Source organism: Streptomyces sp. NPDC059787 (assembly GCF_042732315.1).
In the GTDB taxonomy this organism is placed as follows: Bacteria; Actinomycetota; Actinomycetes; order Streptomycetales; family Streptomycetaceae; genus Streptomyces; species Streptomyces atrovirens.
The window spans coordinates 1-22,002 of the sequence record NZ_JBHWHX010000019.1; the positions used below are offsets into that span (position 1 = coordinate 1).

Below are 22,002 nucleotides of genomic sequence, written 5' to 3' on the forward strand. Positions count from 1 at the left end.
CGTGGTCCCCCCCCGGGGTTGGGGGGGGGGTGCACGGTCCTGCCGCGAGGGCCGAGACCGGCCGTCGAGCGGCCCGCGGTCAGCCGACGGGGACCGGTTCGCGCTCGGACGCTGACCGCGCGCTCCTCGTACGCTCCTTCAGCGCGCCGCCGACCAGTACGGCGCCCAGGCCCAGCGCGGCCCACCAGGTCAGCGTCAGGGCGGGCCCGGCCGCCCCCGCGCCGTCGAAGAAGGACACCGAGCGCAGCAGCGACACGCCCGCCCCCGGCGGCAGCCACCGGCCGATCGCCCCGGCCGGCTCGGGCAGCATCTCCGGCGCCGAGGCCGCCCCCGAGAAGGGGTTGCCGAGCAGCATGATCACCAAGCCGCCGAGCGCGATGCCCGCCTGTCCGAGCAGCGCCGCGAGTCCGGCGACCGTCGCCCCCATGGCCAGCGCGGCCAGCGCGAACGTGCCGGCCACCGTCCACCAGTTCCCCGGAACGGCGTCCAGCCAGCTGTGCGCCAGCGCCGCGGCCACCACGCCGACCAGGGTGGCGGATCCGGCCAGCGCGACCACCGCGCGGGCACCGCGCAGCCCCAGCAGCGTCACCGCGGCCCCGGCGCCGATCCCGGCCAGGGCCAGCGGCAGCACGCTCGTGTTCAGGACCGCGCCGCGCGGATCCCCCTCGGCGGCGGGCACCACGTCCACGGTGGTGACCCGGCTGCCGGAGGCGGCGGCCTGCTGGGTCACCGCCTGCTGCAGCAGCTGGGCCACGACCGGGCTCGCGGCGGACGCGGTGAGCAGTTTCGGTCCCTGCCCGGTGACGACGACGGCGCCGTACACCTCGCGGTCCTCGACCGCTTCCCGGGCGGCGGCCTCGTCGGCGTAGTGGTGGAGGTCGAAGGCGCCCTCCTGGCGCTCCAGCCGCTGTTCCACCGGTGCGGTCGCGGCGGTGGGGCCGGCCACGCCGAGCGGCAGGTCGCGGGGTGCCGTACGGGCCGCGGGCCAGGCGAAGGCCCAGAGCGCCAGCGCCACCAGGATGGGGACCAGCAGCGTCACGGCGACGACGCGACGGTGCGGCGACAGTGTCGAGAGGGACATGAGGGCTCCGGAGATCAAAAAGAAGGATCGTTCGTTTTAGGTTCACCGCCACCGTCCCGCTCCGTCCGTTCCTTGTCAAGAAGGAATGTTCGTTTTAGATTGCGGACATGGCCCGCGTATCCCAGGAACACCTCGACGCCCGCCGCCGCCAGATCCTCGACGGCGCCGCGTCCTGCTTCGCCCGCAACGGCTTCCACGCCACCTCGATGCAGGACGTGCTCAAGGAGGCGGACCTCTCCGCGGGCGCCGTCTACCGGTACTTCCGGGGGAAGGACGAGCTGATCGCCGCGATCGTGACCGATGTGCTCGACACGGTGCGCGGCATCCTCGAACAGGCCGCCCGGGAGAGCCCGCCGCCCACCCCGGACGTGCTCGTCCCGCGGTCCCTGGCCCGGATGAGGGAGCGGCGGCCGGCCACCCTGGACGACGGTGAGTGGATGTTCCCGCGGCTGATGATCCAGGTGTGGACGGAGACCACGCGCAGTCCTGAGCTGGCGGCTGTGCTGGGTGAGGGGTACGACAACGTCCGCAGGGCCTGGGGGAGGGTCGTCGAGAGCTACCAGGACGCCGGTCTGATGTCCGCCGACGCGGACACGGATGCCGTGGCGCGGGCGATGATCGCGCTCGTGCAGGGGTTTGCCACTCAGATGGCGCTTTTCGGTGGGATCTCCGAGCGGATGCTGGGGGAGGGGTTGCGGGCGCTGATGGCCATGGGGTCCGCCCGCGCGGACACCTGACGGGCGGTGGTCGCCCCCACCGCCCGTTTCCGTTCCCCCGAGGCTGCGCCCCCGGACCCCCTTCGGCCCGAACGGCCCCGTCCTCGAACGCCGGACAGGCCGGAAACGCCTGGTCTGCCGAAAGGTGTGTCCGATTGACGGGGTGTCGGCATCCGGTTATCGGATTGGCAAAGAACCGCCTCGAACCCTGTTCTCAGCCACCTCACAGCGGAGAGGATCCCCCCTGCCCATCGCAACGACGTACGGGGAGGCTCCACTTGAGGGACAGAGGACCGAAGAGGCGGGCGGCGGCGCTCGGTTCGGCCGGAGTGTTCGTCACGGCGACGCTCATAGCCGGCGCCGTCGCGGCGCCCACGGCGAGCGCGACGGCGGACACCCACCACGGCAAGGACCGCGAGGCCAGGGGCGTGGCGATCGCCGCCGCCCGGGCCGCGGAGACCGGCATCGACTGGCAGGACTGCCCCGCCGACTGGAACCTGGCCAAGCCGATCCAGTGCGGCTGGGTCTCGGTGCCGGTGGACTACGCCAAGCCGTACGGCAAGCAGATCAAGCTCGCCGTCGACCGCATCGGCAACACCGGCACCAAGGGAGAACGCCAGGGCGCGCTCCTGTACAACCCGGGCGGTCCCGGCGGTTCCGGTCTGCGCTTCCCGGCCCGGGTCACCGCCAAGAACCCGGTCTGGGCCAACACGGCCAAGGCGTACGACTTCGTGGGCTTCGACCCGCGCGGCGTCGGCAAGTCCGCGCCCATCTCCTGCGTCGACCCGCAGGAGTTCGTCAAGGCGCCCAAGGCGGACCCGGTGCCCCGTTCCGAGGCCGACAAGCGGGCCCAGCGCAAGCTCGCCCGCGAGTACGCCGAGGGCTGTCAGGAGCGCAGCGGCGAGATGCTGCCGCACATGACCACGCCGAACACCGCGCGCGACCTCGACGTCATCCGCGCCGCCCTCGGCGAGCGGAAGCTCAACTTCCTCGGCGTCTCCTACGGCACCTACCTCGGCGCCGTCTACGCCACCCTCTTCCCGGGCCACGTCCGCCGCATGGTCGTCGACAGCGTCGTCAACCCCTCCCGCGAGAAGATCTGGTACCAGGCCAACCTGGACCAGGACGTCGCCTTCGAGGGCCGCTGGAAGGACTGGCAGGACTGGGTCGCGAAGAACGACGCGACCTACCACCTCGGAGACACCCGCGCCGAGGTCCAGGAGCAGTGGCTCGAACTGCGCGCCACCGCCGAGAAGAACCCCCTCGGCGGCGTCGTCGGCCCGGCCGAGCTGATCTCCTTCTTCCAGAGCGCCCCGTACTACGACTCCGCGTGGGCGCCCACGGCGGCCGTCTTCAGCCAGTACGTCGCCGGCGACACCCAGGCGCTCGTCGACGCGGCCTCCCCCGACCTCTCCGACACGGCGGGCAACGCGGCCTCGGAGAACGGCAACGCCGTCTACACGGCCGTGGAGTGCACCGACGCCAAGTGGCCCACCAGTTGGCACAAGTGGGACCGCGACAACACCCGGCTGCACCGGGACCACCCCTTCATGACCTGGGCCAACGCCTGGATGAACCTGCCCTGCGCCACCTGGCCGGTCAAGCAGCGGACGCCCGTGGACGTCAAGTCCGGCAAGGGGCTGCCGCCGGTGCTGATCGTCCAGTCCGAGCGCGACGCGGCCACCCCGTACGAGGGCGCCGTCGAACTGCACCAGCGGCTCAAGGGCTCCCGCCTCATCACCGAGCGGGACGCCGGATCCCACGGCGTCACCGGCCTGGTCAACTCCTGCGTCAACGACCGGGTGGACACCTACCTGCTCACCGGCGAGCTGGACCGCTCCGACGTGACCTGCGCACCGCACGTCACACCGAAGCCGTAACACCCACGCCGTACGGCACGAGGGGCGGCCGGAACTCTCCGGCCGCCCCTCACCCGTATGTACGGAAGGCTCAGCTCAGCGGCATGCGCGGGAAGCGGCGCCTGTCCTCCGCCCCGCGCTCGGCGTCCTCCGCCTTGGCGACGGCCGCGTACTGGTCGACGTACTCCTGCTCGGACAGGGTGAGGATGGCGTACATGAGTTCGTCGGTGGCGGCGCGCAGGACCGCCTTCTCGTTCTCCATCCCCGCGTAGCGCGAGAAGTCCAGCGGCTTGCCGAAACGGATCACCACCGGGTGGATTCGGGGGATCTTCCTGCCGGGCGGCTGGGCCTCGAACGTGCCGATCATCGCGCAGGGGATCACCGGGACGCCCGCCTTGAGGGCCATCACCGCGACGCCGACCTTGCCCTTGTAGAGGCGGCCGTCGTGCGAGCGCGTGCCCTCCGGGTAGATGCCGAGCAGTTCCCCCTTCCTCAGCACCCCGAGGCCCTCCCGGATGGCGGCCTGCCCGGCCTCCTTGCCGGAGCGGTCGACGGGGATCTGCCCCGCGCTGTGGAAGAAGAACGCCGTCAGCCGGCCCTTGAGGCCGGGGCCGGTGAAGTACTCGGCCTTGGCGAGGAAGGTGATGCGCCGCTTGAGCACGGCCGGCATCAGGAAGTGGTCCGAGAACGACAGGTGGTTCCCCGCGACGATGGCGGCACCGGACGACGGCACATGCTCCAGGCCCTCTATTCGCGGCCGGAAGACCAGACGCAGCAGCGGACCCAACAGCACGTACTTGAGCAGGTAGTAGAACAAGGACACGCTCCTCGACTCCGGCGGACGGGCGGTGCCGCCGCATCCCGGCAGGCCATCCGGCACGTCGTGGAGTGCCAGTCTAGGCGTGGGCGGTACGGCCCGGCACCAGGTTCGACGCGACCGGAAGACACCCTGCCGGACGGCCTGCCGAGTAGGCTCGGAGGCATGCGGATCTCCGTCTCCTCCGACATGGACGAACCCGTGGCCCGCGCCCTCCTCGCCGAACTCCGCGAGCGCGGCCACGAGGTACGCGCGCACGGCGCCCTGAACCCCGGGGACGACCCGCAGTGGGCCGTCTGCTCCGAGGCGGCGGCCCGTGAGGTCGCCGTCGGCACCGCCGACCAGGCGGTGGTGTGCTGCTGGACCGGCACCGGCGCCTCGATCGCAGCGAACAAGGTGCCCGGTGTCAGGGCCGCCCTGTGCACGGACGCCTACACGGCGGACGGCGCGCGCCGCTGGAACGACGCCAACGTGCTGGCGATCGGCCTGCGGCTGACGTCCGGGCCGCTGCTGACGGAGATCCTCGACGCCTGGTTCGCCGGCGCGCCCAGCGACGACCCGGAGGACCGGCGCAACGTGGAACACACCGCACGCCTCGACCGGGAGCGCACCGGCGCCTGACCCGCCCACAGCCGTACTACGACGACCAGCGCCGTGTCGTCGGTGGCGCCGCCCGGCGGCAGCAGCTCCAGCAGCACGATGTCCGCGAGCGTCTCGGGATCCTGCGTCCGGTGCCGGCGCAGGGCCTCGGCGAGCCGCGGCAGCCCCATGCCGATGTCCTCCCGGCGTCGTTCGATCAGCCCGTCGGTGTCGAGCACCAGGGCCGCCCCCGGTGCGAACCCGGTCGCCGCCTCCGGCCGGGGCGTCGGGTCCGGCCGGGCGTCGAGCGGCGGGTCGGCGGCCCGGTCGAGGAGCTCCACGCGTCCGTCACGATGGAGCAGCACGGACGGCGGATGGCCGGCGCTGCCGCAGGTGATGGTGTGCCGGTCGAAGTCGATGAAGGCCGTCACCGCGGTCGCGGGCTCCGCGCCGTCCACCACATGGGCGGAGCGGCCCACCACGTCCAGCGCCTGCGCGGGCCCGTCCGCCACCCGGGAGACGGCGGTCGGCGCGCTGCGCAGCCGGCCCGTCACCCCGGCCGCCGTCACCCGTGTCGTCCCGGACCCGGATCAGCCCGGTGACGTCCTCACCCCGCCGCAGCGAGGCGCTCGGTTGCCGCGCGCCCATGGCCTCCGGGTCGTTCGGGTTCTCCGGGAACACGTCGAACAGGAAGCGGCCCACCACGGCCTCGCGGGGACGCCCGGTCCCGCCGGCGAACGCCTCGTCGACGTCCGCGTACACCAGGTCCGGGGGCAGCAGCGCCACCATGCCGGGCAGGGCCCGGCAGACCGCCGCGTGGTCGGTCGACGCCTCCGCCACGGGCCCTCGCCTCATTCCAGCGGCGCGGTCAGTGACTGCTCCGCCCAGATGATCTTCCCGTCGGGAACGAACCGGGTGCCCCACCGCTGGGCGAGCTGCGAGACCAGCAGCAGCCCGCGCCCGCCCTCGTCCATCGCGCGGGGATGCCGCAGATGGGGTGCGGTGGCGCCGCCGTCGAACACCTCGCACACCAGCGCCCGCTCGTGGATCAGCCGCAGCCGCACGGGACCGCCGGCGTGCCGTATGGCGTTGGTGACCAGTTCGCTGACGACCAGCTCCGTGGTGAAGACCAGGTCGTCCAGGCCCCAGCGGGCCAGCTGCCGGGTGCTGGTCCTGCGGGCCTCGGCCACGACCGCCGGGTCCGCCGGCAGGTCCCAGACCGCGATCCGTCCGGGGTCGAGACGTTTGGTACGGGCCATCAGCAGGGCCACGTCGTCGTACGGCCGGGCCGGGACCAGCATGTCGACCACCGCGCGGCAGCTCGGCTCGAGCGCGGTCGCGGCGCCCCGCAGCGCCTGCCGCAGCCGTTCGCGGTCCGTCCCGTCGGGCGAGGGCCTCCCGTCGGGCGAGGGCTTCCCACCGGCCAGCAGACCGTCCGTGTGCAGGGCGAGCGTGCTGCCCTCGGCCAGGTCCAGCTCCACCGCCTCGAACGGCGGGCCGCCCACACCGAGCGCCGGTCCCTGCGGGAGGTCGACGAAGGTGACCGTGCCGTCGGGTGCCACCACGGCGGGCGCGGGATGGCCGGCGGCCGCCATCGTGCACTGCCCGGTCACCGGGTCGTAGACGACGTACAGGCAGCCGGACCCGACGGACCGGCCGGGGAATTCCCCGGACTCCCCGTCGCCCTCGTCCTGCGCCAGCCGGGACGCCAGGTCGTCCAGATGGGCGAGCACCTCCTCGGGCGGCAGGTCGATCGCGGCCAGCGTCCGTACGGCGGTGCGCAGCCGACCCATGGCCGCGGCGGCGTCGATGCCGTGCCCCGGCACCTCGCCGACGACCAGGGCGACCCGGGCGCCGGACAGCGGGATCAGGTCGTACCAGTCGCCGCCCAGCCCGGTCAGCTCGTCCGCCGGGCGGTAGCAGGCGGACACCTCCACGGCGTCCTGCTCGGGCAGCCGGCGGGGCAGCAGACTGCGCTGCAGGACCAGCGCGGCGTCCCGCTCGCGGGTGTAGCGCCGGGCGTTGTCCACGGAGACGGCGGCGCGGGAGACGAGGTCCTCGGCCAGATGGAGGTCGTCCTCGGTGAAAGGATCGTGCCGGCGGCGGAAGAACCCGGTGATGCCCAGGGTGACGCCCCGGGCCCGGACCGGGACGAGCATCGCACTCCGCAGGCCGAGTTCCAGGAAGGTGGACTCCCGGCCGCCCGGTGGCGTGGCCCACGCCAGGGCGAGCGGGTCGAGCCGCTCCTGAAGCCAGGCCCGGCCCGTGGTCAGACAGCGCACCGGCGGAGAATCCGCCAGGTACCACAGGACCGTCCCGGTCTCCACGAACGCCCGTGGCAGGTCCTCGTACAGCGACCGCTGGCCCGCCCGGCACAGCGACACCCGGTCGGAGCCGGTGGGCGGGCCCGGCTGGACCTCGGCGCCGCGCAGCACCGGCTCCAGCAGGTCCACGGCGACGTAGTCCGCGAGTTCCGGCACGGTCACGTCCGCCAGTTCCTGCGCGGTGCGCAGGACGTCCAGGGAGCGGCCGATCTGCTTGCCGGCCCGGTCGAGCAGGGCGAGACGCCGACGGGCGCGGTGCCGCTCGGTGACGTCCACGACGGTGTAGTACACGCCCATCGGGCGGCCCCGGTCGTCGTCGAGCCGGGTGAACGACAGCACGTGCGCGGTCTCGCGCAGCGGCGCCGAGCGGGCACGGCCGACAAGCTCGTAGTCGATCACCCGTTCACCGGTGTCCAGCACGTGCCGCATCCGCTCCTCGACGGCCTCGGCGTCCATACCCGGCTGGATGTCCGCGAACCGCAGTCCCAGGCGCCGCCCGGCCGGCCCGCCGCCGAACTGTTCGAGGGCGGCGTTGGACCACACGAAGCGCAGCTCCGTGTCCACGATCGCGATGCCGACCGACGTGCCGGCGACCATCTGCTCCAGCACGTCGCGGCTCATGTCCCAGCCGGGCGAGCCGGCCAGCTCCGACAGCAGGACCAGCAGCGACGAACGGCCCCGCGGCCCCACGGTCGGCGTGACCCGCACCATCACCGCGACCGGCCGCCCGTCCCGGTGCCGGGCCGTCATCAACCCCGCCCAGCCGCCGTCCGAGCGGCACCGCTCGACCAGGTCCGGCACCCGCTCGGCGTCCTCGGGGACCAGCAGCTCGGCGAACTTGCGGCCCACGGCCTCGGAGGCGTGGTACCCCAGCAGCCGCTCGGCACCGCCGGTCCAGCTCGACACCATGCCGTGCGGATCGAGCAACAGGGGAACGGCGTCGGCCACATCGAACCCCTGCCGGGCAACGTCCTGCTCCTTGTGTCCGCCCACGGCCGACCTCTCTGTCGCTGAGAGTGGTCTACCCCCTCTTGTCCCCATCTTCACCCTTCGGGCGGGATGAGGGCTTCCTGGGATACGCCGTCCCCCGCCGGGGCCCGGCGGGGGACGGCGAGGGCTCAGACCTGCCGGGCCAGGACCTTCTCCACGGTGTGCAGGGCGCTCTGCAGCTCCTCCGCCGTGACGGTCAGCGGCGGGGCCAGGCGGATGGTGGAGCCATGGGTGTCCTTGACCAGGATGCCCTCCCGCATCAGGCGTTCGCTGACCTCGCGGCCGGTGCCGAGCGCCGGGTCGACGTCCACGCCGGCCCACAGGCCGCGGGAGCGGAACCCGACCACGCCCTTGCCGACGAGCGACTCCAGGCCCTCGCGCAGGATGCCGCCCAGTTCCGCCGCCCGGCGCTGGAACTCGCCCGTCTCCAGCAGCTCCACCACGGCCGTACCAACCGCCGCGGCCAGCGGATTGCCGCCGAAGGTCGACCCGTGCTCACCCGGATGGAGCACCTGGAGCACCTCCCGCCGGGCCACCACCGCCGACACCGGGACGATGCCGCCGCCCAGTGCCTTGCCGAGCAGCACGACGTCCGGGACGACCGACTCGTGCTCCACGGCGAGCGTGCGGCCGGTGCGGCCGAGACCCGACTGGATCTCGTCCGCGACGAACAGGCACCCCGCGCGGCGCGTCAGCTCCCGCACTCCGGCGAGATAGCCGTCGTCCGGGACGATCACACCCGCCTCGCCCTGGACCGGCTCGATCAGCACCGCCGCCGTCGTCTCGTCGACCGCCGCCTCCAGCGCCGCGAGGTCGTTGTACGGCACCACGCGGAAGCCCGGGGTGAACGGCCCGAACCCGCTCCGCGCGACCTCGTCCGTGGAGAAGCTCACGATCGTCGTCGTACGGCCGTGGAAGTTGTCCGCCGCCACCACGATCGTCGCCCGGTCCGCCGGGACGCCCTTCACGTCGTAGGCCCACTTGCGGGCCACCTTGATCCCGCTCTCCACCGCCTCCGCGCCGGTGTTCATGGGCAGCACCATGTCGAGGCCGGTCAGCGCGGCCAGCCGCTCCGCGAACTCCGCGAGCCGGTCGTTGTGGAACGCGCGCGAGGTCAGCGTGAGCCGGTCGAGCTGGCGGTGCGCCGCCTCGACCAGCGCCGGATGCCGGTGGCCGAAGTTGAGCGCCGAGTAGCCGGCCAGCATGTCGAGGTACCGCCGGCCCTCCACGTCCTCCACCCACGCGCCCTCCGCGCGGGCGACGACCACGGGCAGCGGATGGTAGTTGTGCGCGAGGACCGGCTCCTCCGCGCCGATCAGCTCGGCGGACGTACGCGCGGGGACGACAGCAGTCATGAGCGGATCTCCTGTGTGCAGCACTTGATGCCCCCGCCCGCCTTGTGGAACTCGGACAGGTCGACGGGAACGGGAACGTAGCCGCGGTCGGCGAGCCGGGCGGCGAGGGCCGTGGCCCCCGGGGAGACGAACACATGGCGCCCGTCGGAGACGGAGTTCAGCCCGAACGCCATCGCGTCCTCACGGGTCGCGAGCACCGCGTCCGGATACAGCCGGGCGAGCACCTCACGGCTGCCCGGCGAGAACGCCTCCGGGTAGTACGCGACGTTCTCCTCGTCCAGCACGAACAGCGCCGTGTCCAGGTGGTAGAAGTACGGATCCACCAGCGTCAGGCCGATCACCGGCACCCCGAAGAACTCCTGCACCTCGCGGTGAGCCCCGGGAGTGGTGCGGAAGCCGGTGCCGGCGAGGATCCAGCGCCCGGCGGGCACCAGGTCGCCCTCGCCCTCGCACACCGACCCGGGGTGCTGGACGTCGTATCCCTCGGCCTTGAACCAGGCCTCGTACGGTACGGACTCCGGGCGCCGCTCGGGCGCCAGGAACAGGGAGCCGAAGACGCGGCCCCCGACGACGACCGCCGCGTTCGCGGCGAACACCATGTCGGGCAGGGCGGGCTCGGGCTTCACGCTCTCCACGGTATGACCGTGGTCACGGTAGGTGTCGACCAGCGTCCGCCACTGGCGCCCGGCCAGGGCGACGTCGACGGGACGGTCGGGATGCATCCAGGGGTTGATCGCGTACCGGACGGCGAAGTGTCTGGGTTCGCAGACGAGGTAGCGCCGCCGGGACGCCACACGGAAGTCGGGCACAGAGGGGTTCCTCCGCTTCCACGCGGTCTCGACAGGGGGTGAGACCACGGTAGGAAGCGAACGGTACGGGCGACAAGGAACAAGAGCTGCGTGTTCACGCAGGAACACTGCGCTGTTCCACCGTTCAGCGCACGTCTGATGCGCCGTCCGGGGCCGGCTGACTCACTCCTGCCTCAGGACTGTCCGGCAGCAGATGGGACAGCACCATCACACTGATCGTCTTCCGGATGAACGGCTCCTGGCGGATCCGCTCCAGCACCTCCTCGAAGTGCTCCACGTCCCGCGCCCGCACGTGCAGCAGCGCGTCCGCGCCGCCGGTCACCGTCATCGCCGCGGCGATCTCCGGATGGTTGCGCACCACCTCCGCCAGCCGCCGGGGCGGCGCCGCCCCCTCGCAGTACACCTCGACGTACGCCTCGGTGCGCCAGCCCAGCGCCGACGGCCGCACCGTCGCCGTGAAGCCGGTGATCACCCCGGTCTCGCGCAGCCGGTCCACCCGGCGCTTGACCGCCGTCGACGACAGCCCGACGGCCGCGCCGATCTCGGCGAAGGACGTCCTGGCGTTCGCCATCAGCGCGGTGACGATCTTCCGGTCGAGTTCGTCGAAGGAAGCGGGCCTGCTGTTCATGCGGGCACTGTATCCAGCGCGAACGCCCACGTCCGGGGCATGTCCAGACGTGGAAATCACCCCTACACTCCACCTTCATGCTGCGCGCCCTCGCCGTCGACGACGAACGCCCCTCACTGGAGGAACTGCTCTACCTGCTGAACACCGACCCCCGCATCGGCAGCGCCGAGGGCGCCGGCGACGCCACCGAGGCCCTGCGCCGCATCAACCGCGCCCTGGAGTCGGGACCCGACGGGCCCGAGGCCATCGACGTCGTCTTCCTCGACATCCAGATGCCCGGCCTCGACGGCCTCGACCTGGCCCGGCTGCTCACCGGGTTCGCCCGGCCGCCGTTCATCGTGTTCGTCACCGCCCACGAGGACTTCGCCGTCCAGGCCTTCGACCTCAAGGCCGCCGACTACGTCCTCAAACCCGTGCGCAAGGAACGGCTGGCCGAGGCGGTCCGCCGCGTCGTCGAACTGCGCGCCGCCGCACAGCGCGGCACCGCCGCCCCGCGCATCCCCGTGCACGAACCCGACCCCGACCACATACCCGTCGAACTCGGCGGCGTGACCCGCTTCGTCGCCGTCGACGACATCACCCACGTCGAGGCCCAGGGCGACTACGCCCGCCTGCACACCGACCGGGGCAGCCACCTCGTACGGATCCCGCTCTCCACCCTGGAGGAGCGCTGGCGCTCCCGCGGCTTCGTCCGCATCCACCGCCGCCATCTGGTCGCCCTGCGCCACATCGGCGAGCTCCGGCTCGACACGGGCACCGTGAGCGTCCTGATCGGCTCCGAGGAGCTCCAGGTCAGCCGGCGGCACGCCCGTGAACTGCGGGACCTGCTGATGCGCCGGACCACGAGCTAGGGGGAGGACACATGCCCCAGGACCCGACCGAACGCCGCGTGGTCGTCACCGGCCCGCCCCGCCGCGCCCGCCGCTCCTTCGGCTACTACCGCCCGCGCACCGAGATCGACGAGCAGACCACCCTCGGCCACACCTACGTCCGCTCCCTGATGCGCATCCAGCTGCGCACCGGTCTCACCGTGTTCGCCGTCCTCGTCCTGCTCATCGGCCCGCTCCCGCTGGTCTTCGCCGCCGCCCCGGACGCCCGCCGCCTGGAGTGGGCGGTGCTCGGCTTCGGGCTGTACCCCCCGCTGGTCCTGCTCGCCCGCTGGTACGTGCGCCGCGCCGAACGCAACGAACGCGACTTCGTGCGGCTCGTCGAGGACCGCTGAGACCGGGACGCACACCGCCGTGAACTCCGCCTACGCCGTTCCCGCCGTCGCCCTCGTCGTCCTCGCGACCGTCCTCGTCGGCGCCTTCGGTCTGCGCGTCTCCCGCACCACCTCCGACTTCTACGTCGCCTCCCGCACCGTCGGCCCCCGCCTCAACGCCGCCGCCATCAGCGGCGAGTACCTGTCCGCCGCCTCCTTCCTCGGCATCGCGGGACTCGTCCTCGTCCAGGGCCCGGACATGCTCTGGTACCCGGTCGGCTACACCGCCGGCTATCTGGTGCTGCTGCTGTTCGTCGCCGCCCCGCTGCGCCGCTCGGGCGCCTACACCCTGCCCGACTTCGCCGAGGCCCGGCTCGCCTCCCAGACGGTACGGCGGCTCGCGGGCGCCTTCGTCGTCGGCGTCGGCTGGCTGTACCTGCTGCCGCAGCTCCAGGGCGCGGGGCTCACCCTGACCGTCCTCACCGGGGCGCCCGACTGGCTCGGCGGGGTGATCGTCGCAGCCGTGGTCACCGTCATCGTCGGCGCGGGCGGCATGCGCAGCATCACCTTCGTCCAGGCCTTCCAGTACTGGCTGAAACTCACCGCGCTGCTCGTCCCCGCCCTCTTCCTGATCGCCGCCTGGCAGAGCGACGGCGCCCCCAGCCACGCCTTCGACGAACCGGCCGCCTTCCGCGAACAGCGGGTGGTGCGCATCGACGACACGCTCGTGCTCCGGCTCACCGAGCCGCTCACCGTCACCGTGGACGGCACCGTCGACGGCCGCGAACTCGACGGCACCGAGACCGGCCTCTCCGCCGGCCCCCACCGCATCGACGGCGGCACCCGGCTCACCTTCGCCGAGGGCACCGAGGTCCCCGCCGCCGGACGCGGCGCCGACGACGCCCTGTCGCCCTCCCGCGCCGAGTCCCGCGAGGAACGCCCGCTGTACGCCACGTACGGGCTGATCCTCGCCACCTTCTTCGGCACCATGGGACTGCCCCACGTGGTGGTCCGCTTCTACACCAGCCCGCACGGCGTCGCCGCCCGCCGCACCACCGTCGCGGTCCTCGGCCTGGTAGGCGCCTTCTACCTCCTCCCGCCGGTCTACGGCGCCCTCGGCCGGCTCTACGCGCCCGAGCTCACCCTCACCGGCGACGCGGACGCCGCCGTCCTGCTCCTGCCCGGCCGCATGATCGGCGGAACGGGCGGCGACCTCCTCGGCGCGCTGGTCGCCGGGGGCGCCTTCGCCGCGTTCCTGTCGACGGCCTCCGGGCTCACCATGGCCGTCGCCGGCGTGCTCACCCAGGACGTGCTCCCCACCCGCGGCGTACGGCACTTCCGGCTCGGCACCGTGCTCGCCATGGCCGTACCGCTCGGGGCGAGCCTCCTGGTCGGCGGGCTGCCGGTGGCCGACGCCGTGGGGCTCGCCTTCGCCGTGTCGGCCTCGTCGTTCTGCCCGCTGCTCGTCCTCGGCATCTGGTGGCGCCGGCTGACCCCGCCCGGCGCGGCGGCCGGGATGCTGGTGGGCGGCGGCTCCGCGTTCCTCGCCGTCGCCGCGACCATGGCCGGCTACCCGGGCACGGGGCCCTGGCACGCCCTGCTCGCCTGGCCCGCGCTGTGGTCGGTGCCGCTGGGCTTCCTCACCATGATCCTGGTGTCCCTGGCCACCCCCGGCCGGGTGCCGCCCGGCACGGCGGCGGTCCTGGCCCGCTTCCACCTGCCGGAGGAACTCCGCACGGAGGTGTCCGCATGAGCGGTTTCCTCGCCGGTCTGCTCGTCGCCGTCCTGCCCCTGCTGGCCGCCGGGTTCTGGATCGGCCGGCGCACCGCCCGCCCCGCCGGCCTCGCCGGACTCGGCACCCCCGTCGAGCACGCCACCTTCGAGACCCTGCACACCGCCTCCCTGGCCACGCCCCCGCTGCGGGCCGGCCTGACGGAGGAGACCGCCGGCAGGTCCGCCCGCAAACTGCGCTCCCTGCTCGGCACGGACGCCCTCTGCCTCACCGACCGCGACCAGGTCCTCGTCTGGGACGGCGCCGGCGCCCACCACCGCGCCGAGATCATGGAACGCCTCACCGGCCCCCTCGACACCGGCCGCGGCGAGGCCTTCCCGCTCACCTGCGACACTCCCGACTGCTCGGTGCGCTGGGCGGTCGTCGCCCCGCTCACCGTCGACGACCGGGTGCACGGCGCGCTCGTCGCCTGCGCGCCCCGCGAGTCCGCGGTCCTGGTCCGGGCCGCCGGGGAGGTCGCCCGCTGGGTCTCCGTCCAGCTCGAACTCGCCGACCTCGACCAGTCCCGCACCCGCCTCATCGAGGCCGAGATCAGGGCCCTGCGCGCCCAGATCTCCCCGCACTTCATCTTCAACTCGCTCGCCGTGATCGCCTCGTTCGTGCGCACCGACCCCGAACGCGCCCGCGAACTGCTCCTGGAGTTCGCCGACTTCACCCGCTACTCGTTCCGCCGGCACGGCGACTTCACCACCCTCGCCGACGAACTCCACGCCATCGACCACTACTTGGCGCTGGTGCGGGCACGCTTCGGCGACCGCCTCTCCGTCACCCTGCAGATCGCCCCCGAGGTGCTGCCGGTCGCGCTGCCCTTCCTCTGCCTCCAGCCTCTGGTGGAGAACGCCGTCAAGCACGGACTGGAGGGCAAGGCCGACACGTGCCGCATCCAGATCACCGCGCAGGACACCGGCGCCGAGGCCCTCGTCGTCATCGAGGACGACGGCGCCGGGATGGACCCCGGCCTGCTCCGCCGAATCCTCGCCCGCGAGGTCAGCCCCACCGGCGGCATCGGACTGTCCAACGTCGACGACCGGCTCCGCCAGGTCTACGGCGACGCCCACGGCCTCGTCATCGAGACGGCCGTGGGCGCTGGCATGAAGATCACCGTCCGGTTGCCGAAGTACCAGCCGGGGGTGCACCTGACGGGGCGGCTCACCCCCAGGTGAGGCCGGCCGGCCCGGCGCCCCTCAGGTGCTGCGGGTGGCCACCATTCCCAAGGTGATCAGCCCCAGGACGACCCAGCCGAACCACAGCCAGCCGTTGCTGCCGAGCGCCACCGTGTACGCCGTCACGGCGACCAGACCGCCGACGGTGAGCACTCCCATGGTCTTCGTCGACGTGGAACCGTTCGTGGAACCGGGCATCGCAACACCCTCCTCATGGTTCGGCTCCCTCCATGGTGCCCCCGTTCTGCCTCCTTACGGTGCACACGACGACATGTGTGCCTGATTTCCAGGGCCCCTCACTGGTCCACGACCCCGCTTCGTGGAGCGACGGGTCGAAGCCGTAGTCACGCGGCGGCACCGCACGCGCACACGCCGTGTCCGACCCGGTGCGCGCCTCGGCCAGGGTGACGTCCTTGCCCAGCCGGGTGAACCCCAGCACCTGCTCGTCGTACGCCCCGTCGCACGACGCCAGCCGCGCCTCCCGGCGGGACCGTACGTCCAGGCAGTCCCGCCGCTGCATCGTCGCCGTGTCGGCGAACGCCGTCCCGGGGCGGCGACGGTCCCCGAGCGGCCCGTACACCGGCCCGTGCGCCCCCAGCACCAGACAGGCGGTACGCCCCCCGGCCGCCTCGAACCCGTCCGCCGTCGGTACGACGGCCAGGCCGCGTACGTCGGCCAGCCGGCCGCGCAGCTCCCGCGTCCGCTCCTCGCAGCGGGCCGGGCCCCGCTCCCGCGCCTCCCCGTCCGAGGCGGCCTCGACGAACGCCACGACCTGCCCGTCGGGCGCCTGGTCGGCGCAGGTCGGGTCGAGGGCCAGCCGGGGCGTGCCGGTGAACGGGGAGCCACCGGGCCAGTCGGCCAGCACACAGTCGCCCTCCTCCAGCGGCTCGGCCAGCCCGACCGCCTCCCCGTACGGCACCGCCGTCCCGCCGCCGCTCTCCCGGTCGGCCAGCGCGTACCAGGCACCGCCCAGGGCCAGCACCAGGCCCAGCCCGCCGGCGAGGACCGCGCGCAGCGCGTGCGGGCGGGGGCGACGGCGGGCACCGGTGGCGGCGGGGCCCCGTGCGCCCGCCTCGGGCGCCGGGTGCGCGGAGGCGGCCCAGGGCGGCTGGGAGCCGAGGTCCGTCCGCGTCCGCGCGTAGGCCTCCGTCTGGGGCGTCACGATCCGCGCCAGCTCGGCCTCCACCTCCCGCGCCGTCGCCCGCAGGTCCGGGTCCTTGGCGAGCAGCCCCCGCAGCACCGGCTCCAGCGCGCCCGCCCGTACCGGTGGACGCGGGTCCTCCATGACCACGGCGGTGACCGAGGCCAGCGGGGACTCCCGCGCGAAGGGGCCGCGCCCCTCCACCGCGTGATAGAGCGTGCAGCCCAGCGAGAACAGGTCGGCCGCGGGGGTGGGCGGACCGCCGGTGGCCCGCTCCGGTGCCAGATAGCCCGCCGTGCCGACCAGCGCGGACGCCATCGTGTACCGCGTCTCCCCGGTGTCCGGCCGCACCGAGATGCCGTAGTCGGTGAGCAGCACCCGCCCGTACGGCGATCCCGTGCGGTCCGGGGCCAGCAGGATGTTCGCCGGCTTCACGTCCCGGTGCATCACGCCCCGCTCGTGTCCGGCGGTCAGCGCGTCCAGCACGGCCAGCCCGATCCGGGCGCACTCGGCGGGGGCGGGCGGACCGCTCCGGGCGAGCAGTTCCCGCAGATCGACGGCGCCCGCCACGTACTCCATGACGATCCACGGCAGCCCCTCGTGCTCCAGCACGTCGTGCACGGTCACCACATGGGGGTGACCGCGCAGACCGGCCGCATGGCGGGCCTCGGCGCGTGCCCGGGCGACCCGGGCCTCCCGCTCCTGGCCGGGCTCGGCAGGGTCGCCGAACACGATCTCCTTCAGCGCGACCTCGCACGCGAGTCTTTGGTCGTGGGCGAGCCAGACGTGCCCCATGCCGCCGCTGCCCAGCCGGTGCAGCAGCAGATAGCGGCCGGCGATGACCCGGCCCACTCCCGACGTCGGTGATGAGGACATCCGGTCACTCCCGGGTTCGGCGGGGGCGCTCGGCGGGGGCGCTCGTGGTGGGTGCTTCGGGGGTGGCGGGCACGCTCGTGGCCGGGGCGCTGCTCGCGGGTTCGCCGGTGGGTGGTGGGGGAGTGGCGCGGGGAGGTGCGGAGGCGGTCCCGGAGGGTTCCGGAGGCGCGGAGCGCGTGGAAGGCGGTGGGCCGGACGCGGTGCTCGGCGGGGGCGGCGGTGTCGAGTCGGCCGGTGGGGACGTGGCTTCCGGTGTCCCGCTCGGCGACGCAGGCCGCTCGGACTTCGACGGACCGGAGGACGGCGAGGACGGTGTGGACGGCGTGAATGGGGAGGACGGCGAGGATGGGGAGGACGGCGAGGACGGCGTGGACGGCGAGGATGGGGAGGACGGCGAGGACGGCGTGGACGGTGATGCGGGACTCGTCGTCGGTCGCGACGACTCCGGGCCCGGGGGAGTGGTGCCGCCACCGGACGGACCCGTGTCCGCCACCACGCTCAGCGTGACGTGCGCCCCGAACCGCAGCTCGGCCCCGGCGGCCGGATCGGACGCCGTGACCCGCGCGCCGTCCGGCGGCGGTTCCTTCCCGCCGTACGAGACCGCCAGCCCCCGTCCGGCCAGTCGCCGGCTCGCCTCACCGAACGTGGTCCCGACGAGTGACGGCACCGCCTGCCGCTTCCTCGTGTCGAAGGCGGTGTCCTCCTCGCCCGTCGTCCCCACGGGCCGCTCGATGCCCCGGTCGGGATCCTCCACATCGACGAGGGCGATCCGCTCCAGTTCGTGGGAGGCGGGCCGTACGACCACGACCTCGGAACGGTCGTACCCCTTCCACTTCTCGTTCCCGTCGTCGAACGAGACGGAAATCCTGTTCCTGTCCCCCTCGAAGGGCCGCAGCGGATTTCCGCACGAGCACTTCACCGCCGGCATCCCCTGCTCGTCGACCAGAATCGCGATTCCCGCCTGAAGCAGCGCGTTGAAGGGAACAGCCTTTCCCTTCTTGTAGTCGTGGTTCCTCACCAGAGTGTCGTGACGCAGGAGAACAGGGGTGAGCCCGTCGAGATACTCCGGTATCTCATCCTTACGGAGATCCAGCGCCCGGGCCCACGCCCGCGCCTTGCGGTCGTTGCGCGGCTCGGCGAGATACCGCTTCAACTGCTCGACGTCGCAGATCGCCGCCTCGCCGGTGCCCCCGTACAGGCCAGGCGTGTCCCCCTGCTGCAGACCGCCGTGAGCGGGCCGCGACCGCACGTCGGCGTCCCGTCCGAGTCCGCTGCTCTCGTCGAAGAACGGCGCGAGGGAAGCGGCCCCCGCGGCCACCGCCTTCACATCGAACAAAGGTGTGCCGGAATCGCACCCAATGGCGACAAGAAGTAATAACGACAGGACGGCGATCTTCCGGATCGCCGCTTTTCCCGCCCTGTGCGTGAACGCGCGAAGTGCCATCACCGCTCCCCCTTGCGGTTCCCCCGACGCATTCATGCTACCGGTGGAAAATCCCCGTTCAAGGGGATCGGGGAAACGGTGAATTCAGTTTCCGCGTGCGTTCAGTGAGGCCAGGTAGGCGTTGTACGCCTCGAGTTCCTTGTCCCCGTCCCGGTCGGCGGCACGGTCCTGGCGCTTCGCCTGCCGCTGGTCCGAGGCGTACCACTGGAACAGCAGCGCGAGCAGCACCAGTACGGAGGGGACCTCGCTGAAGGCCCAGGCGATGCCGCCGGCCGCGTTCTGGTCGGACAGGGCATCGATGGCGAGCGAGCCGGGCGGGTTCTCGAAGGTGGTGACCATCGGCGTCGACGCCATCATCAGCGCGATGCCGAAGAACGCGTGGAACGGCATGCCCGCGAACAGTTCCAGCATCCGCATCAGATACCCCGGCCGGTGCGGCCCCGGGTCCACGCCCATGATCGGCCAGAAGAAGACCAGGCCGACGGCGAGGAAGTGCACCATCATCGCGATGTGCCCCACCCCGGAGCCCATCAGGAAGTCGAACAGCGGGGTGAAGTACAGCGCGTACAGGCTCGCGATGAACATCGGGATGGTGAACACCGGGTGGGTGACGACCCGCATGTAGCGGCTGTGCAGCAGCATCAGCAGCAGCTCGCGCGGCCCCTTGCGGCCCCGCCCGGCCGGCGGCAGCGCGCGCAGGGCGAGGGTGATCGGGGCGCCGAGCAGGATCAGGATCGGCGACACCATGCTGATCACCATGTGCTGCACCATGTGCACGCTGAACATGACCATGCCGTAGTCGTTCAGCTTGGTGCACATCATGAGCCCGATGCTCAGCACACCGGCGACGAACGCGACGGTCCGCCCCACCGGCCACTTGTCACCACGCCGTACGAGCCGGACCACAGCCCAGCCGTACAGGGCCAGCCCCAGCAGGCAGGCGATGAGGAAGAAGGGGTCCGCCGACCAGCCGAGCCCTCGCCCCAGCGTGAACGGCGGCAGATCCATGGTCATACCGTGCCCGCCGTGATCCATCCACCGGCTCCTGTTTCGTGGGGGTTGTACGCAGTCTGTCCGCACTCAGAGTACGGCCGACCCCGGCCACACCTGTGGCCGGGGTCAGGGAAACACCCTCCAGGGGCGCGGGGCTGTATCGATATGCGGCTCCGCCGCGTGGGCGCGATCAACCGCGAACGGCCCGCAGACCGCCGCGAACCTCGACAGACCGAGCTCTTACCGGCGCCGCAAACTCACAGCACGCACTCCGCCTCCGCGTACCGCGATTCCGGCACGGTCTTCAGCGTCTCCACCGCCTCGGCGAGAGAAACCATCACGATGTCGGTCCCGCGCAGCGCGGTCATCCGCCCGAACTCCCCCCGATGCACCGCCTCCACCGCATGCCACCCGAACCGTGTCGCCAGCACCCGGTCGTACGCCGTAGGCGTCCCCCCGCGCTGCACATGCCCGAGGATCACCGGCCGCGCCTCCTTGCCGAGCCGCGACTCCAGCTCCAGGGAGAGCTGCCGCGCGATGCCGGCGAACCGCTCGTGGCCGTAGACGTCCTTGCCGCCCTCGTCGAAGTCCATGGTCCCGGCCTTCGGCTTGGCCCCCTCCGCGGCGACGACGATCGCGAACCGCTTGCCGGCCGAGAACCGGGCGCCGACCTTCGCGGTCAGCTCGTCGATGTCGAAGGGCCGTTCGGGTACGACGACGGCGTGCGCGCCGGCCGCCATACCGGAGTGCAGCGCGATCCAGCCCGTGTGCCGGCCCATGACCTCGACGATCAGCACCCGCTGGTGCGACTCGGCGGTGGTCTTCAGCCGGTCCAGGGCCTCGGTCGCCACGCCGACGGCCGTGTCGAAGCCGAAGGTGACGTCGGTGACGGCGATGTCGTTGTCGATGGTCTTCGGCACGCCCACTATCGGCAGGCCGTTGTCCGACAGCAGCCGGGCCGCCTTCAGCGTGCCCTCACCGCCGATCGGGATGATCGCGTCGAGGCCGAGCTCCCGGACGTGCCCCTTGGCCCGCTCCACGCCGTCCCGCAGGTGCTCGGGGCGGACCCGGGAGGAGCCGAGGATGGTGCCGCCGCGGGCGAGGATGCCGCTCACGGCGTCGAGGTCGAGCTTGAGGTAGTCGCATTCCAGGAGGCCCTTCCAGCCGTCCCGGAAGCCGATGACCTCGTCGCCGTGGTCGACGACGGCACGGTGCACGACGGACCGGATGACGGCGTTCAGGCCGGGGCAGTCGCCGCCGGACGTGAGGACACCAATGCGCATAGCCCGAAACAACCTTCTCGAAGTGGGCCGGGACCGGACCGCGTTGTCCGGCTCGATCTCCGCCACCCTAGCCGTTCCGGGGGGCGGGGCCGCACCTGGCGTCCGCCTGCTGGACGACCCCGCTCACCTGTGCGGACCAGCCGTCAGACGGGCCGGTCACGCCGGAGTGTCAGGGGGTTGTCCGCAGGCGGACGGAGACTCACGCGGGCTGCTGCGCCGCCGCGATGCGCTCGTTCCGCAGCGCCTCGTACCAGCGGTCGTCGGTCGGCGGCAGCGCGTTCACGTCGAGCGCCAGCTTCAGCAGCAGGTCCGCGATCTGCGGGTTGCGGGCCAGCACCGGACCGTGCATGTACGTACCGAAGACGGTCTCGTTGAACGCGCCCTCCGTGCCGTCCCCGGTGCCGTTGCCGTTGCCGAAGCGCACCTGGGCGAGCGGGCGGGCCGAGGGGCCCAGGTGGGTGACGCCCTGGTGGTTCTCGAACCCGGTCAGCGGGGGCAGGCCCAGCTGCGGGTTGACGTCCCCCAGCACGTCGCCCACGCACCGGGCGCCCTCGCCGCGCACCGAGACCACGTCGAGCAGGCCGAGACCGGGCTCGCGCTGGCCGAGGTCGTTGATGAACTCGTGGCCGAGGATCTGGTAGCCGGCGCAGACCGAGAAGACGATCGCGCCGTTGCCCACCGCCCGCTGCAGACCGCCGTCCCGGCGCAGCCGCTCGGCGGCCAGCCGCTGCGGACGGTCCTCGCCGCCGCCGATCAGGTAGATGTCGCCGGAGGTCGGGATCGGCTGGTCGCTGCGCACGTCGAGCCGCGCCACGTCCAGGCCGCGCTGCCGCGCCCGGCGCTCCACGACGAGGACGTTGCCCTGGTCGCCGTAGGTGCTGAGCAGGTCCGGGTAGATCCACACGACCCGCAGCTGGTTGTCGCTCACTTCAAGTCCCCTGGGGTGTCGTT

General features: G+C 72.8%; 19 protein-coding genes and 1 pseudogene. 7 read left to right on the plus strand and 13 right to left on the minus strand.

The features are described 5' to 3' along the window. Positions 1 to 79: 79 nt before the first annotated feature. Entirely contained in the window at positions 80 to 1,081 is a 1,002-nt protein-coding gene (locus ACFV5H_RS19420) for an ABC transporter permease (RefSeq protein WP_385045315.1), read from the minus strand. A gap of 107 nt (positions 1,082 to 1,188) precedes the next feature. Here ACFV5H_RS19420 and ACFV5H_RS19425 point away from each other — a divergent pair, with 107 nt between their 5' ends. Next, a complete protein-coding gene (locus tag ACFV5H_RS19425) occupies positions 1,189 to 1,818 on the plus strand; it encodes a TetR/AcrR family transcriptional regulator (RefSeq protein WP_385196201.1) in 630 nt (209 codons plus the stop codon). Between the two features lie 257 nt (positions 1,819 to 2,075). After that, positions 2,076 to 3,677 carry an alpha/beta hydrolase gene (locus ACFV5H_RS19430; protein ID WP_385196204.1) on the plus strand — a complete coding sequence of 534 codons (1,602 nt, stop codon included), beginning with the start codon at positions 2,076 to 2,078 and terminating at the stop codon, positions 3,675 to 3,677. Between the two features lie 70 nt (positions 3,678 to 3,747). Here the strand turns inward: ACFV5H_RS19430 and ACFV5H_RS19435 are convergent, their stop codons facing one another. Further along, complete coding sequence (locus tag ACFV5H_RS19435; protein ID WP_385045307.1) at positions 3,748 to 4,473, minus strand: lysophospholipid acyltransferase family protein; 726 nt, start codon at positions 4,471 to 4,473, stop codon at positions 3,748 to 3,750. A 165-nt stretch (positions 4,474 to 4,638) separates the two neighbouring features. Between ACFV5H_RS19435 and ACFV5H_RS19440 the strand changes: the two genes are divergently transcribed. Next, positions 4,639 to 5,094 (plus strand): RpiB/LacA/LacB family sugar-phosphate isomerase, encoded by a 456-nt coding sequence (locus ACFV5H_RS19440; RefSeq protein ID WP_385196206.1) that lies wholly within the window; start codon positions 4,639 to 4,641, stop codon positions 5,092 to 5,094. A 17-nt stretch (positions 5,095 to 5,111) separates the two neighbouring features. Here the strand turns inward: ACFV5H_RS19440 and ACFV5H_RS19445 are convergent. The 5 genes and pseudogenes from ACFV5H_RS19445 to ACFV5H_RS19465 all read right to left on the minus strand — a co-directional run. Continuing rightward, positions 5,112 to 5,892, minus strand: a pseudogene (locus ACFV5H_RS19445) (PP2C family protein-serine/threonine phosphatase); the annotation flags it as partial. Positions 5,893 to 5,903: 11 nt separating this feature from the next. Further along, positions 5,904 to 8,369: a SpoIIE family protein phosphatase gene (locus tag ACFV5H_RS19450; protein ID WP_385045301.1), complete on the minus strand. Its 2,466-nt coding sequence runs from the start codon at positions 8,367 to 8,369 to the stop codon at positions 5,904 to 5,906. Positions 8,370 to 8,494: 125 nt separating this feature from the next. Further along, positions 8,495 to 9,721: an ornithine--oxo-acid transaminase gene (gene rocD / locus ACFV5H_RS19455; protein ID WP_385045298.1), complete on the minus strand. Its 1,227-nt coding sequence runs from the start codon at positions 9,719 to 9,721 to the stop codon at positions 8,495 to 8,497. Continuing rightward, positions 9,718 to 10,530 carry a dimethylargininase gene (gene ddaH / locus ACFV5H_RS19460; RefSeq protein ID WP_385045295.1) on the minus strand — a complete coding sequence of 271 codons (813 nt, stop codon included), beginning with the start codon at positions 10,528 to 10,530 and terminating at the stop codon, positions 9,718 to 9,720. Before ddaH ends, rocD begins: the two co-directional genes overlap by 4 nt. A 124-nt stretch (positions 10,531 to 10,654) precedes the next feature. Beyond that, on the minus strand, positions 10,655 to 11,158 hold the full coding sequence (locus ACFV5H_RS19465; protein WP_344561877.1) for an Lrp/AsnC family transcriptional regulator: 504 nt from the start codon (positions 11,156 to 11,158) through the stop codon (positions 10,655 to 10,657). Between the two features lie 77 nt (positions 11,159 to 11,235). Here ACFV5H_RS19465 and ACFV5H_RS19470 point away from each other — a divergent pair, with 77 nt between their 5' ends. From ACFV5H_RS19470 to ACFV5H_RS19485, 4 genes are read left to right on the plus strand one after another with little or no spacing between them, the layout of a single operon-like run. Continuing rightward, on the plus strand, positions 11,236 to 12,009 hold the full coding sequence (locus ACFV5H_RS19470; protein ID WP_385045292.1) for a LytR/AlgR family response regulator transcription factor: 774 nt from the start codon (positions 11,236 to 11,238) through the stop codon (positions 12,007 to 12,009). Between the two features lie 11 nt (positions 12,010 to 12,020). Continuing rightward, entirely contained in the window at positions 12,021 to 12,380 is a 360-nt protein-coding gene (locus ACFV5H_RS19475) for a hypothetical protein (protein WP_055592721.1), read from the plus strand. Positions 12,381 to 12,399: 19 nt separating this feature from the next. Further along, positions 12,400 to 14,112: a cation acetate symporter gene (locus ACFV5H_RS19480; RefSeq protein ID WP_385196210.1), complete on the plus strand. Its 1,713-nt coding sequence runs from the start codon at positions 12,400 to 12,402 to the stop codon at positions 14,110 to 14,112. Further along, positions 14,109 to 15,314 (plus strand): sensor histidine kinase, encoded by a 1,206-nt coding sequence (locus ACFV5H_RS19485; RefSeq protein WP_385045286.1) that lies wholly within the window; start codon positions 14,109 to 14,111, stop codon positions 15,312 to 15,314. Before ACFV5H_RS19480 ends, ACFV5H_RS19485 begins: the two co-directional genes overlap by 4 nt. 21 nt (positions 15,315 to 15,335) lie before the next feature. Here the strand turns inward: ACFV5H_RS19485 and ACFV5H_RS19490 are convergent, their stop codons facing one another. The 6 genes from ACFV5H_RS19490 to ACFV5H_RS19515 all read right to left on the minus strand — a co-directional run bounded on the left by ACFV5H_RS19490 (position 15,336) and on the right by ACFV5H_RS19515 (position 21,979). Then, positions 15,336 to 15,512 carry a membrane protein gene (locus ACFV5H_RS19490; protein WP_030865508.1) on the minus strand — a complete coding sequence of 59 codons (177 nt, stop codon included), beginning with the start codon at positions 15,510 to 15,512 and terminating at the stop codon, positions 15,336 to 15,338. A gap of 13 nt (positions 15,513 to 15,525) precedes the next feature. Continuing rightward, the gene (locus ACFV5H_RS19495; RefSeq protein ID WP_385045283.1) at positions 15,526 to 17,331 is read right to left on the minus strand and encodes a protein kinase; all 1,806 of its coding nucleotides are present in this window, start codon (positions 17,329 to 17,331) and stop codon (positions 15,526 to 15,528) included. A 4-nt stretch (positions 17,332 to 17,335) separates the two neighbouring features. Beyond that, a complete protein-coding gene (locus ACFV5H_RS19500; protein WP_385196213.1) occupies positions 17,336 to 18,658 on the minus strand; it encodes a DUF6777 domain-containing protein in 1,323 nt (440 codons plus the stop codon). A gap of 201 nt (positions 18,659 to 18,859) precedes the next feature. Then, positions 18,860 to 19,810 (minus strand): cytochrome c oxidase assembly protein, encoded by a 951-nt coding sequence (locus ACFV5H_RS19505; protein WP_385045277.1) that lies wholly within the window; start codon positions 19,808 to 19,810, stop codon positions 18,860 to 18,862. A 215-nt stretch (positions 19,811 to 20,025) separates the two neighbouring features. Next, positions 20,026 to 21,051 carry a 6-phosphofructokinase gene (locus ACFV5H_RS19510; RefSeq protein WP_385045274.1) on the minus strand — a complete coding sequence of 342 codons (1,026 nt, stop codon included), beginning with the start codon at positions 21,049 to 21,051 and terminating at the stop codon, positions 20,026 to 20,028. A 199-nt stretch (positions 21,052 to 21,250) separates the two neighbouring features. Further along, positions 21,251 to 21,979 (minus strand): type 1 glutamine amidotransferase, encoded by a 729-nt coding sequence (locus ACFV5H_RS19515; RefSeq protein WP_385045271.1) that lies wholly within the window; start codon positions 21,977 to 21,979, stop codon positions 21,251 to 21,253. Between the last annotated feature and the right edge of the window lie 23 nt (positions 21,980 to 22,002).

What these genes read in the sequence shown, in the direction of transcription:
- rocD (WP_385045298.1), bottom strand. Translation starts at nt 9,721, where the DNA reads ATGACTGCTGTCGTCCCCGCGCGTACGTCCGCCGAGCTGATCGGCGCG.
- ACFV5H_RS19470 (WP_385045292.1), top strand. Translation starts at nt 11,236, where the DNA reads ATGCTGCGCGCCCTCGCCGTCGACGACGAACGCCCCTCACTGGAGGAA.
- ACFV5H_RS19420 (WP_385045315.1), bottom strand. Translation starts at nt 1,081, where the DNA reads ATGTCCCTCTCGACACTGTCGCCGCACCGTCGCGTCGTCGCCGTGACG.
- ACFV5H_RS19495 (WP_385045283.1), bottom strand. Translation starts at nt 17,331, where the DNA reads ATGTCCTCATCACCGACGTCGGGAGTGGGCCGGGTCATCGCCGGCCGC.
- ACFV5H_RS19465 (WP_344561877.1), bottom strand. Translation starts at nt 11,158, where the DNA reads ATGAACAGCAGGCCCGCTTCCTTCGACGAACTCGACCGGAAGATCGTC.
- ACFV5H_RS19425 (WP_385196201.1), top strand. Translation starts at nt 1,189, where the DNA reads ATGGCCCGCGTATCCCAGGAACACCTCGACGCCCGCCGCCGCCAGATC.
- ACFV5H_RS19505 (WP_385045277.1), bottom strand. Translation starts at nt 19,810, where the DNA reads ATGGATCACGGCGGGCACGGTATGACCATGGATCTGCCGCCGTTCACG.
- ACFV5H_RS19510 (WP_385045274.1), bottom strand. Translation starts at nt 21,051, where the DNA reads ATGCGCATTGGTGTCCTCACGTCCGGCGGCGACTGCCCCGGCCTGAAC.
- ACFV5H_RS19490 (WP_030865508.1), bottom strand. Translation starts at nt 15,512, where the DNA reads ATGCCCGGTTCCACGAACGGTTCCACGTCGACGAAGACCATGGGAGTG.
- ACFV5H_RS19485 (WP_385045286.1), top strand. Translation starts at nt 14,109, where the DNA reads ATGAGCGGTTTCCTCGCCGGTCTGCTCGTCGCCGTCCTGCCCCTGCTG.
- ACFV5H_RS19440 (WP_385196206.1), top strand. Translation starts at nt 4,639, where the DNA reads ATGCGGATCTCCGTCTCCTCCGACATGGACGAACCCGTGGCCCGCGCC.
- ACFV5H_RS19475 (WP_055592721.1), top strand. Translation starts at nt 12,021, where the DNA reads ATGCCCCAGGACCCGACCGAACGCCGCGTGGTCGTCACCGGCCCGCCC.